The organism is Paraburkholderia sp. RL17-347-BIC-D (assembly GCF_046027915.1).
Classification (GTDB): Bacteria; Pseudomonadota; Gammaproteobacteria; order Burkholderiales; family Burkholderiaceae; genus Paraburkholderia.
This window is the reverse complement of record NZ_JARESS010000047.1, coordinates 1-16,626: the sequence shown is the minus strand read 5'-3', so window position 1 is coordinate 16,626 and position 16,626 is coordinate 1. Positions and strand designations below refer to the sequence as shown.

General features: G+C 64.5%; 12 protein-coding genes. 6 read left to right on the top strand and 6 right to left on the bottom strand.

The genetic code is table 11. From position 1 onward, the window contains the following. Window positions 1-189 precede the first annotated feature (189 nt). The 4 genes from P0D96_RS37795 to P0D96_RS37780 are packed head-to-tail and all read left to right on the top strand — an operon-like array spanning window position 190 to window position 3,951. Window positions 190-1,218 (top strand): radical SAM family protein, encoded by a 1,029-nt coding sequence (locus P0D96_RS37795; RefSeq protein WP_408318831.1) that lies wholly within the window; start codon window positions 190-192, stop codon window positions 1,216-1,218. Continuing rightward, window positions 1,218-2,078 (top strand): histidinol-phosphatase, encoded by an 861-nt coding sequence (locus P0D96_RS37790; protein WP_408318829.1) that lies wholly within the window; start codon window positions 1,218-1,220, stop codon window positions 2,076-2,078. Before P0D96_RS37795 ends, P0D96_RS37790 begins: the two co-directional genes overlap by 1 nt. Beyond that, window positions 2,075-3,139, top strand: coding sequence for a hypothetical protein (locus P0D96_RS37785; protein ID WP_408318827.1), 1,065 nt, complete (start codon window positions 2,075-2,077; stop codon window positions 3,137-3,139). Before P0D96_RS37790 ends, P0D96_RS37785 begins: the two co-directional genes overlap by 4 nt. Next, complete coding sequence (locus P0D96_RS37780; RefSeq protein WP_408318826.1) at window positions 3,136-3,951, top strand: glycosyltransferase; 816 nt, start codon at window positions 3,136-3,138, stop codon at window positions 3,949-3,951. The genes P0D96_RS37785 and P0D96_RS37780 overlap by 4 nt, the downstream gene beginning before the upstream one ends. Here P0D96_RS37780 and P0D96_RS37775 read toward each other — a convergent pair. From P0D96_RS37775 to P0D96_RS37750, 6 genes are read right to left on the bottom strand one after another with little or no spacing between them, the layout of a single operon-like run. Continuing rightward, window positions 3,936-5,447, bottom strand: coding sequence for a glycosyltransferase family 9 protein (locus P0D96_RS37775; protein ID WP_408318824.1), 1,512 nt, complete (start codon window positions 5,445-5,447; stop codon window positions 3,936-3,938). The two genes, P0D96_RS37780 and P0D96_RS37775, sit on opposite strands and share 16 nt — an antisense overlap. A 10-nt stretch (window positions 5,448-5,457) precedes the next feature. Next, entirely contained in the window at window positions 5,458-6,048 is a 591-nt protein-coding gene (locus tag P0D96_RS37770) for a 4Fe-4S single cluster domain-containing protein (protein ID WP_408318822.1), read from the bottom strand. Window positions 6,049-6,051: 3 nt separating this feature from the next. After that, window positions 6,052-7,908, bottom strand: coding sequence for an AAA family ATPase (locus P0D96_RS37765; RefSeq protein WP_408318820.1), 1,857 nt, complete (start codon window positions 7,906-7,908; stop codon window positions 6,052-6,054). Further along, entirely contained in the window at window positions 7,905-9,044 is a 1,140-nt protein-coding gene (locus tag P0D96_RS37760) for a hypothetical protein (RefSeq protein ID WP_408318819.1), read from the bottom strand. Before P0D96_RS37760 ends, P0D96_RS37765 begins: the two co-directional genes overlap by 4 nt. After that, window positions 9,041-11,392 (bottom strand): PIN domain-containing protein, encoded by a 2,352-nt coding sequence (locus P0D96_RS37755; protein ID WP_408318817.1) that lies wholly within the window; start codon window positions 11,390-11,392, stop codon window positions 9,041-9,043. Before P0D96_RS37755 ends, P0D96_RS37760 begins: the two co-directional genes overlap by 4 nt. Beyond that, window positions 11,392-15,276, bottom strand: coding sequence for a DEAD/DEAH box helicase (locus P0D96_RS37750; RefSeq protein ID WP_408318815.1), 3,885 nt, complete (start codon window positions 15,274-15,276; stop codon window positions 11,392-11,394). The genes P0D96_RS37755 and P0D96_RS37750 overlap by 1 nt, the downstream gene beginning before the upstream one ends. 252 nt (window positions 15,277-15,528) lie before the next feature. Between P0D96_RS37750 and P0D96_RS37745 the strand changes: the two genes are divergently transcribed. Both P0D96_RS37745 and P0D96_RS37740 read left to right on the top strand, forming a co-directional pair. Then, window positions 15,529-15,933 (top strand): hypothetical protein, encoded by a 405-nt coding sequence (locus P0D96_RS37745; protein WP_408318814.1) that lies wholly within the window; start codon window positions 15,529-15,531, stop codon window positions 15,931-15,933. Window positions 15,934-15,958: 25 nt separating this feature from the next. Continuing rightward, the gene (locus tag P0D96_RS37740) at window positions 15,959-16,228 is read left to right on the top strand and encodes a hypothetical protein (protein ID WP_408318813.1); all 270 of its coding nucleotides are present in this window, start codon (window positions 15,959-15,961) and stop codon (window positions 16,226-16,228) included. Window positions 16,229-16,626: the final 398 nt, after the last annotated feature.

Below are 16,626 nucleotides of genomic sequence, written 5' to 3'. Positions count from 1 at the left end.
GCCGCTTAACTTCATTCAGCTTGCATGGAGACGGTCTTTCTGCGTTTACGGCAGGCTTTTAAAAGTCTTGAGGGGCGCATTTCGTACACCGGTCCGGCCGGACTCAAGAATCCGCCTGATATGTCGATAAGCCAACGACATACGCAGCACGCCAGGCAGCAGGAACTTCGCACACAAAGGTCGTAAATAATGAACATGAAGGGCCATCTTCTCTATATTGATATCACGCAGATTTGCGGCATCGGGTGCACGTTTTGCATGTATGCGGACAAGCACAAGTCCGGCATGCACATGCAGCTTTCACCCAGGGCGATGCAGAATCTCGCGTTCCTCATCAACTCGCCCGATGTCAAGCGCATTTCCGTGAGCGGTGAAGGCGAGCCGCTGAACAATATCGCGACCTTCCATCAGATTCTCGGTCTGTCGCGCGGCAACAAGGCATTCGAATTCATCACCAGCGGCTTCCTTCCTCACGACAAGCTGTCGGCGTTCTATGAGGAGACCAGCGCGCTCGTCTTCGCGAAGGACGACACCTGCAACATTCGCCTGAGTTCGGATTCGCACCACATCGAACGGATCAAGCATCGGCCGCACGGGTTCAGCATCGGCTATCTGCTCGAACGCAAGCCCGCCGGGCTGTCGTTTTCCTTCCGCTCGGTGGATACGGACCGTGCCTTCACCCGGCAGTATCTGGTCGATGAACTCGCGCACCACGGCCTCGATGCCCGCCTGGTGCGCCGAAGCACGCTCGAAGATCAACTCGTCGTGGGCGAGACGAGCTTCGGCGTCGAGTACAAGAACGTCGTTTATCCGGCGGACGGCACGCCATCGGGGTATCTCGAACTGCAGCAATACGTGCGGGCGATCGAAGAGAAAGTGCAAAAGCGGTTCACGCTCGGCAGCCTCAACAAGGCGCCCTTCGAGAATGGCATGGACGTCACCGTCAAGCCGAACGGCGATGTCTTCTTCTACGGAATCGAAAGCGAGCGGCTCGGCAACATCCACGACGATCCGGTTTCGTGGCAACGCCTCTCGCAGCGAGCGGCCGAGTCTGCGCTGGTCCGCGCGCTTTACACGCAGCCGTTCATGGAACTCGTCGATCGCCTGAAGGACGACGAGCATGCGCAGTCCATCCTGAAACGCGTCAACAATCCCTACTGGGTCATCAAGGCGATGGCGCGCCACGACGGCATGCTCGACAGGATGATTGCCTCGTAATGATCGACTCGCACACGCATACGTTCTATTCGAAGCACGCGGTCGGAAGCGTGGACGAAGTCGTGCGCTCTGCGCTCGAACGAGGCATCGGCGTGCTCACGCTGACGGACCACGCGCCCTTTCATGTGGACAGCCGGAACCGTCTGCTCGTCAGCGAACTCGACAGCTATCTCGAGGACATCGAGCGCGCCCGGTCGGCGTATCGCGGAGACATCACGATTCTTCGCGGGCTGGAATTCGACTATCTGCCGGGATCGTACGAGAGCACGGCGCGGATGCTGGCGCGCCATGATCTCGATTTCGCGATCGGTTCCATCCATTACGTGCCGATGAACGGTCATGACATGGTGAAGGTCTGGGAACTCGGCCGCCTGAACGATCCGGCGGTGTTGGAGCGTTATTTCGCGTCGCTGGACGAATTGCTGGAATGCGGCCTGTTCGATGCCGTCGGCCATGCCGATACGCTCGTGCGCGGCGTGCCCGAGCCGGTCATCTGCAGCTACATGGAACCGCTCGCCGCGGCCTTCGCGCGACACGGCATCGCGTTCGAACTCAACGCATCCGGCCTGCGCAAGACGACGCTCGACCCGCTTCTCGGCCAGGAGACCGAAACCGGCTGGTCATTCCCGTCGCGCGTCCTGATGCCGATGCTGATCGAAGCCGGCGCATCTTTCACCATCGGCTCGGATGCTCATGCACCCGGCGATGTCGGAAGGGGTCTGCAGTCCATGATCGATGCGCTCGTCCCGCTCGGCCTGCGCACCGTCAGCTATTTCGAAGAGCGCCGGCGCATCGATGTCGATGCGGCCTCGCTCACGGCACCGGCTTCGGATCCCGCCGAGGCGCGGGCGGCATCATGACTTCATTCTGCATTCACGAAGCGATGCGCACGCCGCGTCACGAGGACGTCGCGAATGGCTTGCGCGCCAAAGCCGCCGCGCTCTTCGAAAGCGGCGAAATCTCCATGCGTCAGTACGTGTCAGTGTTCGGCGGGCACGCGCTGCATCACCTTACGCGGCGCGACGGCATCTTCCTCGACATGGAAAGCGGTGCCGACGCCTCCGCACTGGCGCGCACCTACAGCCGCGCGAAGTACGGCAGCATCGGTGATATCCACTATCTTGCGGCGCAGATCGTCGAGCACCTGAGCCGCGAACTGGACTGCACGGGCAGTCACTGGGCGCGCCTCTTCAATGAAGCGGACGCGAACGGCGACAGCGTCGCGATGATGACCACCGGTTGGCGCAACGTGCCATCGACGGCGAACGTGCTGTACGACATCGTCGTCGACAGCATCAACGTGAAGCTGGCGCATCTGGGCCTGCCGACGATCATCAACGTCAAGCTGCCGCGCATCGCGCCGCCGTGCGAGAACTACGCGTCGCTCAGCAAGGAAGAGCGCGAGCGGGTCAATCTCGTGCAGGATCACGTCATTCCGGCCGAAAACTTTTACCGATGGGCGGCGGTGCACGTCATCTTCGGCGACGATGTGCTGATCACCGGATCCACCGCCGACAAGGTCTTCGACGGATCCATGCGCAACGGCGCAAAGTCCTTCCAGGCGATCTATCCCGTCGCCTTCGATCCCTCGCTGGCGCTTGCCGACGCGGCCATCGAAGAACGTCTGAACGAGGTGGACATCACCGGGAAACTCGACGCCACGCTGGCCGCCCTGCTCGGCGCGCCCGGCTACACGCCGATCTTGCGCACACTGCGGCTCGTCTTCTCGGGCGCCAATCGCAGCGCATTCGCGGACTTCCTGCCGCGTGTGCCATCCGCGTGCTGGCTGCGCCTGTACGTCGCCGCGCTTGGCAACGAATTCCTGCGCCAGGACGATTGCCGCCCGTCTCTGTCGATGCTGCGCGCTTGGCTGACCGAAACCGGGCACCTGAGCCATGACGGCATGGTGATCGCGCGATGACGCCGGATTGGGCCGGCGGCGCGGGCGGCGTGCGCTACGTGAGTTATTGGGAAACCGCGCCGGGAACGGTCATGCCGCCCTATGTCGCGCTCGCCATCGTGTCGATGCACCGCGCCCTGGGCGATGCGTTCCGGCTTCTTACGCCGCGATGCCTGCGCGAGTGGATCGGCAGAAGCCATCTGACCCGCGCCTGGTGCTTCGAGCCGCTTGCGTTCGAAATGAATCACGGCATCCGGAGCATCGTCGCGAAGAGCGATTTCATCCGCATGGCGTTCGTGTATCAGCATGGCGGCGCGTGGATCGACGCCGACACCATGCTGCTGCGCGATCCCACTGCATCGCTGTTTCCGCATGGGCTGAGCGCGAACTTGCACTGGGCGAGCGAAGCGTTGTTCGGCTCGCAGCCCGGCAACGTCCTGCTCGGCCAGGCGGTCGCCGAGATGCCGCGCCAGCCGGCGCATCGCTGGGGCGATCCGGGCCGGATCAGGGAATTCATCGCAGCAGCGCCGGAACGATGCACGCCGATACCCGCACGCTGCTTCGATCCCGGCTACCGGCCGCTCTACAACTTCACGACCTGCGATGTCATGATGCGCCGCGATCTGGACGTGAGCGCGTTTCTCGTTTCGCAGGGCACCGACCTGCTCAAGCTGTACAACACGTACTTCACGCGCACCCGTTCATCGCTGCCTTCGGTGGCACAGTTTCTCGACGAAGGCAGCCTGCTCGCGCGACTCTTCTTGCATATCGAACCGGATCGTGCTTTCTGGACGGAACGGGCGGAGGCGCTGATCGCTCAGTGCGCCGCCTGAGCTTCTTGGCTCGCCGTGTGACCGGTGAAGGCGATGCAACCTGCGCGGATGATCAAGGCGCAGCGGGTCTCGCCATTCAGGTCGATTTTCGGCGCGATCAGCTCGTGCACTTCCGGCGTACGCCGATGCGGCGATCCATGCGCGACATACAGCCACGCGGCGAAACGCCTGCCCGATTCCGCCAGCGCCAGTTCGACGCGCAGCAGATCGAAGACCTCGCGCGTCCTTCCGCTCGGCGTCCACGCAAGCGGCGCCGTTCGATGATCCGGACGCGTCACCCAAAGCGGGCGCGCCAGCGTCACATTGAGCGTGCCGCGAAAGCAGTCCGACACGCCCGGAAAGTCCGCTTCGATCAGCGGAAGCTGACGCGCGAGCGTCCCGCGCGCCGCGCCCAGCCCGCTCACGATCCGCCCTTCCACGACGATGGCGCTCGCGTCTTCCAGGCCGCGCATCGCATCGACGACTTCGGAGGCCGAAAAGCAGTTCATGTCCTTGATCCCGGTCCGTGCGTAGTGCGTCACATCGTGCCGGCTCAGCACGATCCGATGTTCGGACGCCACCGCCGGCAGCCAGGGATTCGGAATCGCGCCCGTATCGGCGCAAATGGCGACCAGGCGCCGGCGCAACCCCACCGCCATATGGACGATGGCCGTGTCGACGCTCACGACGCCGCGCGCCGCCTTCACCGCCGCTGCAGCCTGATGGGGCGTATCGACGTGCCCGAGAGCCAGGACGTTTTCACGGTCCAAATGCCGGGCGAGTTGCGCTGCGGCGTCGCGCGTATGCGGCGCGCTGAGAATGGCGATCTTTGCAAGCGGAAAAGCATCCGCGAGCGCGCGCAGCACTTCTGCCGCCTTCGCCGCGCTCAAGCTCTTGTCGGGGCGGCTGCCGTAAGGATTGAACAGAATATCGATGCCCGTCGCGCTTGCATCCGTGTTTGCGTCGATCGGCACGATATAGCCGGCCTTCGGCTCCGCTACGCCGAGGCTTCGCAAGACATGCAGATAGTGATCGCCGAAGCGCAATGCTTGTGCACCGGCGTCGGGCTTGTGCGTGACCAGCCGTAACGAGGCATCGAGCGAATAGACACGCGCCGCCCGCAGAAAGCGCAGAAAAACGATCTCGCGCGGCGGAATGAGACCCACCAGATGCACCACGGCATCGACGGCGCCTTCCCGCTTCAGTTGCCGATAAATGCGCATCAGATCCGCGAAACCCGGATGCGCCCGCGTGACGATGACACGATCCGCGCCGAAGTCCCGCTCGTGCATCGCGGCCAGCGCCGCGACGGTGACGACGGTAACGCGGGAGCCGGCCAGCCCGCGAATCTCGCGATAGAACGGCGACGACACGATCGCATCGCCCAGTTTAGCGTCCCAGCGCAGCACGACGATATGACGCGGCGCTTCGTTCCCTGCCATCGCGGGCGGACGGTCGAACATCGCGCGTGCCACGCCGCGCGCGAAGGCCTTCCATGAGCCGCGGATACGCTTCATGCCGTCCGGCTCACCGCAGCCTGATCCGTTCCGGCCAGCCATTCATGAACACGGTGCCATCGGCACGGATGCGCCATTCGACCGTGCGCTCGACGGTATCGTCCCTTCCTTCGATGGAGACATCGTATCGGTTCGTGAGGTAGTGAAAGCGCTGATTCGTCGAGCCCGACCAGCGGCGATGCCGTTCGGGCAGCGCCGATTCATACGGCCCGTCCACCAGCACATCGGTCGCGCTCAGCAGTGCATCGCTGCCGGGCAGGCGCAGCGCCTCCAGTTCCTCGACCGTGTAGCCGCTGAAGACCATCACCGACAGGTCCAGCCGCCGGGCGCCCTCTGCGACGAGCGCGAGGCCCTTCGCCTGCAGCATCGGCTCACCGCCGAGGAAGGTTATACCTTCCAGATCGTGATCGCGATGCGCCGCTTCGAGCCAGCTGATAACCTCGTCCGCCTGAACGAGCTCGCGCTGCTCGATGCGCAGATAGCCCGGATTGCAGCATCCGTGGCATCGCTTGTCGCAGCCCTGAACCCACAGGGCCGCGCGCCGGCCCGGACCTTCGGCTTCGGTATAAGGCAGACGGGAGGCGATATTGAGCCAGCTCATCGGTCACTCCAGCGAGAACACGAACTGGCCGGCCGCGATATGCGCTTCGATCACCCGGCCCTCCAGTTCCTTCGGGTCCGACACTTCGCCGAACAGGAATTCCGCAAGCGGATCGATCAGCCGGCTGGTCAGCGCATTCGGCACGCCGCGCCCGCCGGTCTGGCGATCGACGCCGCGCACCATCAGTTCGAGCGCCTGCTGCTCTTTGGCGAAGCGCAGGTCCGTGACCTTCCACTTCTCGCGCAGGCCGCGTCGCAGCGGCTCCAGCTTGGCCCGCGCGATGTCGATGAGGAACGCGTCGTCGCGCACGAAATTGAACGGAATGATGTTGGCCTCGCCGATGCGGCCGAGCAGTTCCGGACGGTTCAGCTTGTGCATGAAATGCTCGCGCACGCGCTGAATGAATGCGCCGCGCACGTCGCCGCAGTCCGGGTCCACGTCCGCCGCGCCGATATTCGAGGTGAATACGATTACGGTGTCGGAGAACGACATCGTTTCGCCCTTGCCGTCGGTCAGGCGGCCGTCTTCGAGAATTTGCAGGAACTTGTCGAGAATGCGTCCGTGCGCCTTTTCGATTTCATCGAACAGCAGCAGCGAGAAGGGACGCTGCCGGACCGCGTTGGTCAGCTGGCCGCCTGCTTCATAGCCGATGTAGCCCGGCGGTGCGCCGACCAGCCGCTGATCCGCATGCTCGTGGTTGAACTCCGACATGTCGAAGCGCACGCACGCCTCTTCGTCACCGAAGAGAAATTCCGCGATCGACTTCGCCAGTTCGGTCTTGCCGACACCGGTCGGACCTACGAAGAACAACACGCCCTTGGGCGCGCGCTGCCGGTGCGAATGCTGCAATCCGGACAGCCCGGTGCACGCGCGCACGAGAATGCGATGCACCGCATCGATCGCTTCCTGCTGGCCCTTCACGCGCCTGCCGAGCGTTTCGCGCGCGCGCCGCAGTTTGTTGCGGTCGAGCTCTTCCCAGGGACTGTGACGCTGGCCGTATCGGTACAGGCTCAACAGCGAGGCGACGCCATGCTCCGCGCTGTCCTGACGCGAAAGCCGCGCCAGATTGACGATATCGCGCACGGTCTGGCCTTCGAGGCCATCGACCAGATCGGCCAGTTCGCGGCTCGCGGGCAGCAACGTGGGCTCGACGCGAAAAACTTCCCGCAGCGACAGCACGGCGTCGTTGCGGACTTGCCGCGAAGGCAGCGGCACGTCGATCGCCTTGAAGACGGGATTGTTCAGGTGCAGCGCAGGCGGCAGCACGTTCAGGCCGTTGCAGATGAGAACGAGCAGAGGCTGCGGCCTGCCGATCCGGTCCGGCGCGTGTTTCATGCCCGCGTCGCGGGTCGCCTTGCCCAGCCGCAGCAGCCAGCCGCGTTCGTTTTCGCTGAGCGAATTCACGCTGCCGAACAGATATTGCGTCCAGTCGAGCACGAAGGCGACCGGGTCCTGTTGCGGATGACTCAGCCAGTAGGCCGCCACGGCGAGCAGGTCGTCTGCCGTAGCGGCGATGTTCGTCGCGGCGGGGCGCGGCGACGGGGCGTCGCCCATGTCGTAGGCCGCGCCTTCGGCCTGACGGGGCGCGACGGCCTGCGCGGCTGAAAGCGGCCCCTGCTGGAGTTCGCTCCACGTGCGCACGTCGACACCGCCGATACCGCCCACACGGTCCCACAGCACCACGTGCTGATAGCCGCGCTCGCGCAGAATCTTGACGAGCGCGTCGGGCACGCTCGTCCAGCGGCCCTGCGCGTCCGGATCGGGACTCAGATCGCCGGTATTGCCATGCACGATCAGGCCACGGCGGATGCCGCACTCGCGGCGGAAGGCTTCTTGCCAGGCAACAATGCGCGCGCTCATGAAGAACGTCCTTGCGCCATGTCGGGACGAGGCAGCGCATCCTGGTCGGCATCGTCGGGATTCACCCAGATCACGCGACGGTCGCTCAGAGTGATGCCATAGGCGTCCTGCAGACGCGCCATGACGGGCGCGATGTCTTCATTGCAGGCCGAGCCGCGGTATTGATGAAACTTCGAGGTCAGCGCGCCCGCGAGATCGATGCGGAATTCCGCCTGCGGTCCGGCGGGCCGCCGCGCGCGGATCAGCACTTCATCCTCGCCTTGGCTTCCGGTCTGCCGCACCGGCTGATCGGTGACGAAACCCGCCGCCGTCAGCGACTGATACACGGCCCGCGCGACTTCACGCCGCTGGCTTTCGTCGAGCGCCGCCTCGTCCTGCTCGCGCGCGATGGCGTCGAGCCGCTCGAGCTGGGTGTGCGCATCGAGTCCCGTGGCCGCCGCGAGTGCCTCGCGCAGCCGTGCCGCGCGAGCATCCGCCTGAGGGGCGTCCGCCTCGATCTGCGCGCGCTGCAGCGAAAGCACGTCCTGCATCGCTTCGCCGCGTGCGCGCTCGGCCATGTCTTCCTGTTGCCGCCGCGCCTGCGCCTCGTGCTTCGTCTTGATTTCGCCGATGGCCGTCTTGAGTTGCGCCGCATCCATCGGCGCATCGTTCAGCATGCGCTCGCGAAGCGCCTGCAGATCGCCGAACGCGCTGCGCGCCGCGACCGGCGACGACCACGCCGCGACGCCGTCGCGCCAAGCGCTTTCGATGTCGTCGCGAACCTGCCTGCGGCGCTGCTGCTCCGCCGCCTGCGCCCGGCCATACGCTTCGTCGGCTTCGCGCCGGGCGTCGTCATGAAGGCGGCGCATCTGGCGTGCGAGACGCGGCAAGGCGTGAAAGCGCTCGCCGAGCGCGCGGCTCTGATCGCGGACCGCGGGCGGATCGGAGTCGAGTTGCGATTCCATCGCGCGCAGGCGCTCGGACAGTTCACGATATTCGTCCTGCGCGAACGCGTCGAGGCCTTGCTGCCTCACATCGTCGAGCAACGCACGATAACGCTGCAGAAAAGGACGCGTGGTATCGCGCATCCGCTGGAACGCCAGGTCGCGCCTGCGCTGTCGTTCGATCTCGTATTGATATTGATCCGCACGGCTCATGCCTTGCTCCATTTCTTTTTGGATTTGACGTGCCCGGCCGGGGCGGCGGGCTGCACGGCTTGCCCGGGCGTCGCTTCGGCGGCGAGACCGAGCGAGACGGCCTTGTTCCGCAAGTTGATGTCGTTGCTCAACAGCACTACATCGCTCAACCGATGGTATTGAGCGACGGACAGGATGTCGTCGTCAGCCTGGCCCGTGGCCAGTTCCGCCGGCAGCAGTTCGGGATGGGCCTGCGCGTAATCGGGCTTGCGAAGTTCGAGTTGCCTGATCGCCGCGCGCGCATCGGCGGCGCATTTGGGGTCGTCGCTGGACTTGAGACCGTCCAGTTCATGGAGCACGCGCAACGGGATGACCGGCGAGTCGTGTGGAGGCAGATCGTCCAGCAGGGCCGGCCTGTCGAGCAGCGCGTTCGTGTCGATGACGACGATCCGCCTTCCGCTTTCCGGCGCCGCCAGACGCTCGCGTGCCAGCAGGTCCCAGCGCTCGAGCGCCTCATCGAGGGCGCGAAAACGCGGCGAGTCCATGCCGTCCGCGACGAGGCCGCGCACGGTTCTCCAGCGCGCGAGCGTCGAAAGCGCACGCGACGTCAGGGAGCGCGGATCGATCGAATGCGAGCGCGCCGCCTCGAGCGCACGCTCGCCGACGTCTCTCCCGACCGTATCGATCGTTTCCTTCAGCGACTGCAAGCCGTCAACGAAGGCATGCGGCCCGTGGAGGGGCGGCTGCGCGCCGTTGACGGTTTCATCGATCCAGAACTGGCGGAGCGCCGGCAGGATGAGTTCGGCGGGAATGGCGGCGTTGCGCGACATGGCGGCCCGGATGGCCGCGAGCGTGTTGGCATCGGCCACCGGCGCGACGTTCGCTAGAAACGCGGTCTGCAGCGCGGCGGCCTTCGCCGGCAGCAGTTCGCCAATGCGCTGCAACGCCGTGATGGCCGCGACATGCGGCAGCGGCTCGGGCATCGTGCGCGCGGCGGCTTCCAGCAGGCGGTCGGACAGAATCCGCTCGACCACTTCGCTGGCGGTCCGGCGGCCAGCGCCCGGCCAGTTCGCGAGCGCCGTCAGGCACTGCTCGCCGAACGTCAGCAGTTCGCCGAAGGAGCGATGCGCACGCGCCCCGAACCACGCGTCGACGACGGCAGCGGGATCGCGCCAGAGCGCGGGCAGCATCGCGATGCGCGCATCGTCCGCCTTCTCGCAGGATGCTTCGAGCGAAGCGCGCAATTCAACCCAGCGGCTGGCGGCCGCCGCGCCCGATAGCGTGACGTGAAGGCCGCAGCGTCGCGGCTGTCCGGCCCAGTAGAGCCGGAATGCGTCGTCGATCCGCACCGAAGGCGACAGGCTTTCCGCCGCCAGCGTCGCATCGACGAAACCATGCTCCAGCGGTTCGCGCAGAGGCATGACGAGCACCTCGCGACCGTCGCCGTTCTCGATGAACTCCGGCTGGTCGAAGTTCGGCGAAACGGCGATGATGTGCTCGGCGTCATCGACGTCCATCGCGGCGCCTGCCAGCACGATACGCAAGTACGCGCGCGATCCGCGGCGCGGCTCGACCATGCGCGGCTGCACCTGTGCGCCTCGCAGCAGCGACGCGTCGGCGAGCGGCTCGCCGGTGTCGGGCGCTTCGAGGATGTCGGCCATAAGCGCATCCCAAACGATCTCCGGCTCGGCTCGAGCAAGCCAGTTTGCGAGCACGGGATCGTCCGGCGTCTGCAGGGACAGCGTGCCTTCATCGTTCAGCGATAGCTCGATGGCGTGTTCGCCGCCCTGCACCCCGACGATGTACGAGTCGACCTGCTCGATGCGCGTCGTAGGGAGCTTCCACGGATAACGCTCGCCATCGAGCACATTTCCGATGATCGATTCCGGCGATGCGGGACGCAGCAGGACGGCCAGCGGCGCGTCGTCGCTCATGGGTTCGCGGCCTCGCCGCGCGCGGCCGTCGGACGAGACTGTCAGTTGTGTCAGCGGATCGAACAGATGCGCGACAGGCTCGGTTTTCGGCGAGCCTGGCAGGAGGTTGTCCCGCCAGAACGATTCGCCCGTGCCGGTCAGCTTCAATTCGGCCAGCGGCGTCTCGAGTGCGGACACGCCGCGCGGCCGGTCGATCGCTTCGACCGCGATCAGATTGCTCATGCTGATGTCAAGCAGTTCGCGCGCGTCGCCCACGCCGAGGTGGTCGCGAAACACCGCGAGCGGAGACTGCCCGGCGAGTTCCGGCACGTCGCGGTATTGCGTGCACAACCGCATGATCATGCGTTCGAACACGGTCGGCACGCGCGGCGTGCGGAAAGTGACTTGCGACTCGATGTGATAGATCGGCAAGCGGACGGTGAAGCGGCCCAGCATCAATTCGTGACTCCCCGGTGGTCGTGACTGCGGCGGCCCGTTCTGGTCTGCGGGCGCTGCTGCGGCTGCGGCTGCGCGTGCGGCACGGGCTTCGCTGCGAGAAGTTCGCGTGCCTGCACGAGGCGCCCTTCGCGATACAGTTGATCGAGCATGTCCTTGTAGACCGTGCGGCGCTCGGATCCTTCACGATCCATATGCGGCAAATCCACGGCATACGACTCGTACATGCTGCGCGCACCGAACACGACCAGCAGCGACTGCGCCCGCGACAGCGCCACGTTGATGAATTCGAAACGCGCCACATTGGCCTTGCTGGAACGGCGCCGCGGATGCGCGCCCTCGCGCGCCGAATCGTGACCGTCGTGGCGCACGAGGCTCACGAGCACGACCGGCTTCTCCTTGCCCTGATAGCGAATGACCGTGTTCACTTCGACATCGAGACAATCGAAGACGTCAGTGCGCAGGCGGCGGCGGATGGCCTCGCGGATCGCCCGGCATTGCGCCGCATAGAACGACACGACGCCGACCTTCAGCCGTTTCCCGGGCGAATGGCCGAGTTGAGCCGCGCGGGCATCGAGCTGAACGAGCGTCTCGGCGATCAGGTCCGCTTCCAGCCAGTTGGTGCGCAGCGACTGGCTGCCCTCCATGTCTTCGCGATGAATCTTCCCGTGCAGGTCATACGTGGTGTCGACCCACAGCACATGATCCCCGGGACCGATCAGCTTCTTGTCGCCCACGCCCTTGAGCGTCAGGCCGTGCGCGCGGTCCATGTCGGGCGACTCGAGTCCGCAGTGCAACTGCCCCTCATAGAAGCGGTTCACGAGCGTCATGATCTGCGGATGCATGCGATATTGAGTATCGAGCCGCGCGCGGATGGCCGGGTCGGCGCGTTCGAAGTGCGACTTGAACAGCGACGCCGTCACCATTTTCTCGAAGCGCCTCAGGTTGTCGCGCGTGAGCATGTTGTCGCCATCGTCTTCGGCGTCTTCGACGGCGTCGGTGAAGCTGCGTGCATCGTCCCCTTCCTGAAACAGCGGAGGCAACTGGCGATGATCGCCCACCAGCACGGCGCGGCGCGCGCGCATGAGCGGCAGCAGCATTTCGAGCGGCGTGGCCTTGCTGACCTCGTCGATGATGGCAACGTCGAAACTGTTCTGGCCGATTTCATCCAGCGACTTTTCCTGCTCGTTGCAGGTGATGGCAACGACGTTGCAGCTTTCGAGGAAATCCGCGCCCAGGTCGCGCCAGTCTTCGGCGGCGGCCCTGTTGCGGCGTAAGTCGTTTGCCCAGCCTTCGAGCAGCGGCGTCCAGATCCTGCGCTCCGATTCGTCGGCGGACAGCCGGCGCTCCAGCACGGACACGACCTGCGATGCCGTTTCCATTCGCTGTGCGAGCGTCGCTTCAGGCTCGGGCGGCAGCCGCTCGCCTCCCGTCACGGCCTCGTCTTCGAGCAGCGACTCCGCCTGCTCGAATTGACGCTCGTGCTTCTCGTCCAGCCCACTGGACTCACGCAGAAGCCGGTTGCGTTGCTCGCGCGCCTCCCGCAGCGGAGCTTCGTCCGGCTCGGACGGAACGAGACGGATCAGTGAGTCGCCGATGACCACGGACCATGCTTCCAGCGCGGACTCGATATTCCCTTGCGCCCGCCCGATATGCGCAAGCGCCGTATTCAGCGACCGGGCGAGTCCGGCAGCCGGCGCACCGGGTGTGCACCACTCCTCGGCATCGGTGAACAGGTCGAGATAGCGGGATCGGTCGAGTCCGTCTCCGGCGTTCTGAAGCGCCCGGAGTTCGGCCTTCTTCGCCCGCCAGGATGCGAGATGACTCGCGTCGTCCTCCATGAGTTCTTCGAGTCGCGCGACTTCGGCGCGGCACGCATCGATGCGCAGCCGCGTTTCGGCGTTCTGCATCCGGCCATCGCCCGCGTCGTGCAGTCGGCGCGCATCGGCTTCGATCTCGCCCCGCCGTTCCAGAAAGCTTCGCCATACGCCGATGGCCGCGCAAAGCATCGCGCCGCGGCGCGAAGCGTCGGCGTCCCAGTCGTCAATGGAATAGCGCATTTTCACGCCGGCTTCGGCAAGCGCCGAAAGGGCATGCATGACGCGCCGGGCAGCCGTGCCTGCGTCATCGAGAAGATTCGGCAGTGTCTGGGCTTCGCCAGCGAGGAACATGCGTGTGTCGAGCACGCGCTGGCGCGCCGCGGCGACGGTGTCGCGTTCTTCGCAGGCCGCCTGGTAACGCGCGGTCGCGTCGTTTTCGCGGTGTTGCGCATCGTCCAGACGCTGCTTCAGTTCGGCTCGCTGTTTTGCGAGCGCTTCGGCGTCGAGCCTGACATGGGTTGCGCGGTCAAGCCAGTCCTTCAGCCGGCCGAGATCCTGCTCACTGCGTTGCCAGCCGTCGAGCCTGCTGGTCTCGACGTGTTCGGCAAGCGCCGTGTAATAGCGCCCGAGCGATGCTTCGCCCACGAACTGCTTGCCATCGTCCGATACGCGGGTGACGACACGTGCGAGCCGCGTCACCCGAAGATTGGCGTGCCGCCCCAGCCGGTCGAGCGCGTTATCGACTGCCGTGTGCGCCTGCGACGCCAGCAGAACGCGCTGGCCCCGCTGCACCAGTTGCATGATCGCTTCCGCGATCACGGTTGTCTTGCCCGTTCCGGGCGGCCCTTGAACGAGGCACAGGTCGGGCGCGGACAGAATCTTGACGACGGCTTCCTTCTGAGCCGCATTGAGCGTTTTCCGGAACCAGTGATTCACCGGCTCCAGCCGTTCGGGCACGTTCGCCTGCGCCGCCTCGAACAGGTAGGAAGTCAGGTAAGGCGCGTAACCGCCCTGCTCCTTCAGTTGATTGAGCGCCCGCTCATGGCGCTTGAGGAGGCTCATGTCACCCGCGGTCGATACCGACAGGAAGCCTTCCTCGGGAATCTGTTCGAGCAGGCTTCGCGCCGCTTCAGCCGTTCCCTCCTGATCGTCCGCGCCAGTCAGGCGGTTGAGATCGTCGTCGGATAGCTCGACGGTCACCGTCGACATGACAGGCGCGTCCCACTCGCATTCCGGCAATTTCTCGTGGCACGGATCGTTGCTCTGCAGCGCCTTCGCCGTGCCGAGCTCGAAGCGTTCCAGCCTGCGATTGCGATCGCGCTCCTGATCACGGATGCGAAAGTTCCACCGATCCTCGGAGATCGCCAGACCGAATGCCATCACGTTCTGTCTTCGCAGCGAGCGATGCGTGTCCGCGAGCGCTTTTTCGGACTCGGCGACCACGGTGAACACGATGCCCTTCTCGCCCAGCGTGCGACGGACGTAACGCAGTCCGCGCGCGCGGCGCGTGATCAATTGCCGCTTCCAGGCGATGAAGTCTGTCCAGCCCTGCAACTGCTGCCGGGTTTCCGCCGAGATCGCCGGCAGGCCGTCGAGCAACTCGCGGCTCAGGAGATTGTCTGGCCGGTCGGGACGCTGCCCGGGTGACGGGCGCAGGGTGTCGTGCTGCACGCGCGCATCGACCTGACGTTCGAATGCCCGCGCGGGCATCGCTCCTGTCTCGATGATTTCCCTGATCAGGAAGACGGGCGCCGGATGATACGTGTCCCAGGTGCCGATGGCCGTGAACGTGCAGGCCGCAGGAAACGGCCAGCCGGTCCGCCCTTCGGGATCGACGCGAAACGCCATGGTCGCGTAACGATCGCCCGGTTCGCGGTTGCTGCGGTTGGATATGAAACCGGTGGACGGCAGGTCGTCCGGAAGCAGGGTTTCATAAAGCACGTCGATGGGATCGCACCCGCGCGCCAGTTCCGCAAAAGTCTTATGACGCCGCGCGATTGACGCGGCCGCTTGATCGAGTTTGCCGCGGGCCTTTTCGTCCAGCGCGGCATAGAGCACGCTCACCTGCCTGACTCCCGTTTGTTGTGTTGTTCTTGGTCAGTGCGTCGCGCCGATCCCTGCCTCGCTATCTCTGACGCTCTCGGGCAGATATCGGCTATTGCACTTCTACATATAACGGCACGGACCGCGTGAAGTTTAGTGGCATCGATGCACGCCGTGAGCGTTGTTCATCTTCCGGCGCAGGCGCATGAGGCCAGGCTTTGTCCCTCGCCCGCGCGGTAATGGCGTTTCAATTCGACACACACCATTCCTGCAATGAATCTCGACATCGAAAACGCGATTCTCTCGGCTCATCCGCTCATCTTCCGCAAACTCGAATCCCGCTTGCCAAGCGGCGAATGCTTCGAACGCGGCGACGGCTGGCGCGGCCTGATCGCTGACCTGTCCCACGCGCTCGAGCAAATCGGGGTGATCGTCCTTTTCGTGCATTTTCTGGCGGTTTGCACGAGAAAACGCTTTCAGATCAACCAGTTGAAAATCCGTCAAGCTGCAGAATCGTGTGAGGCCGCTCAGCGTTGCCACAGCGGCTTCTTACGCCGTTATCGTCAGAAAATGCACGAAAAAGGACGGATACCCCATCTAGCGAGAGCTTTGAAGGCTGAAAGGTTTGACCACGCACGGGCTACCTTGCTGCTGTGCTTGTCCAAAAACTCGCCTTGAGCTTTGCGCCGATCGCGCACAGGGAATGGGCGAGGTAATGTTCCCGAACGCTGCTCAAAATCTACGATGGAAGGCCCACAGTCCGGGGCCCGCCAAAGGTTTTGTTCCAGGATTTGCCGTAGTGGCGTGCGTCGCATATCAGTTCAGCGGCGACCCGGCTGTTCATGAAACTGAGCGGGTATTCGATTTAAAGCCGCGCGAATACGGCAAGATGATTCATCTTGACTCTTCCAATGGCGACCCGCCGAAGTTGGTATTTTCCCCGCAGCTGGTCGATGGTTTTTCGGCCGACTAACGCGGGAACGGCCCTGATGGTGCAGCTCGCTGATGAGCAGTCTAGTTGCCGATGCCATCGGCGTTGACGACTCGCACCACCTCGGCAAGCGTGAGGCAGTGCGACTGTTCGCAACGGCCGATAACGTGCCCTTGATCGACGACGTACAATGACCACCGCACTTACGCATCTGCGCGCGCATCAGCTTGGTCTTTCGTTGGCTCTTTTGCCGCTTTCTGTCCTGTCGCTGTTGTCATAGAGGTTGCCGGGAACAAAGGAAGTCAGCATCCCGGTCACCGGAGCGGCTTATTGGATAACAAGTCCGAGGCCACTGTCCCCTCACTTATAATCCCCGCATTGACAGTGATTTCATCGGCGGAGAGCCCCACTTTATGAGTCAGCCAAATGGGCGATATCCG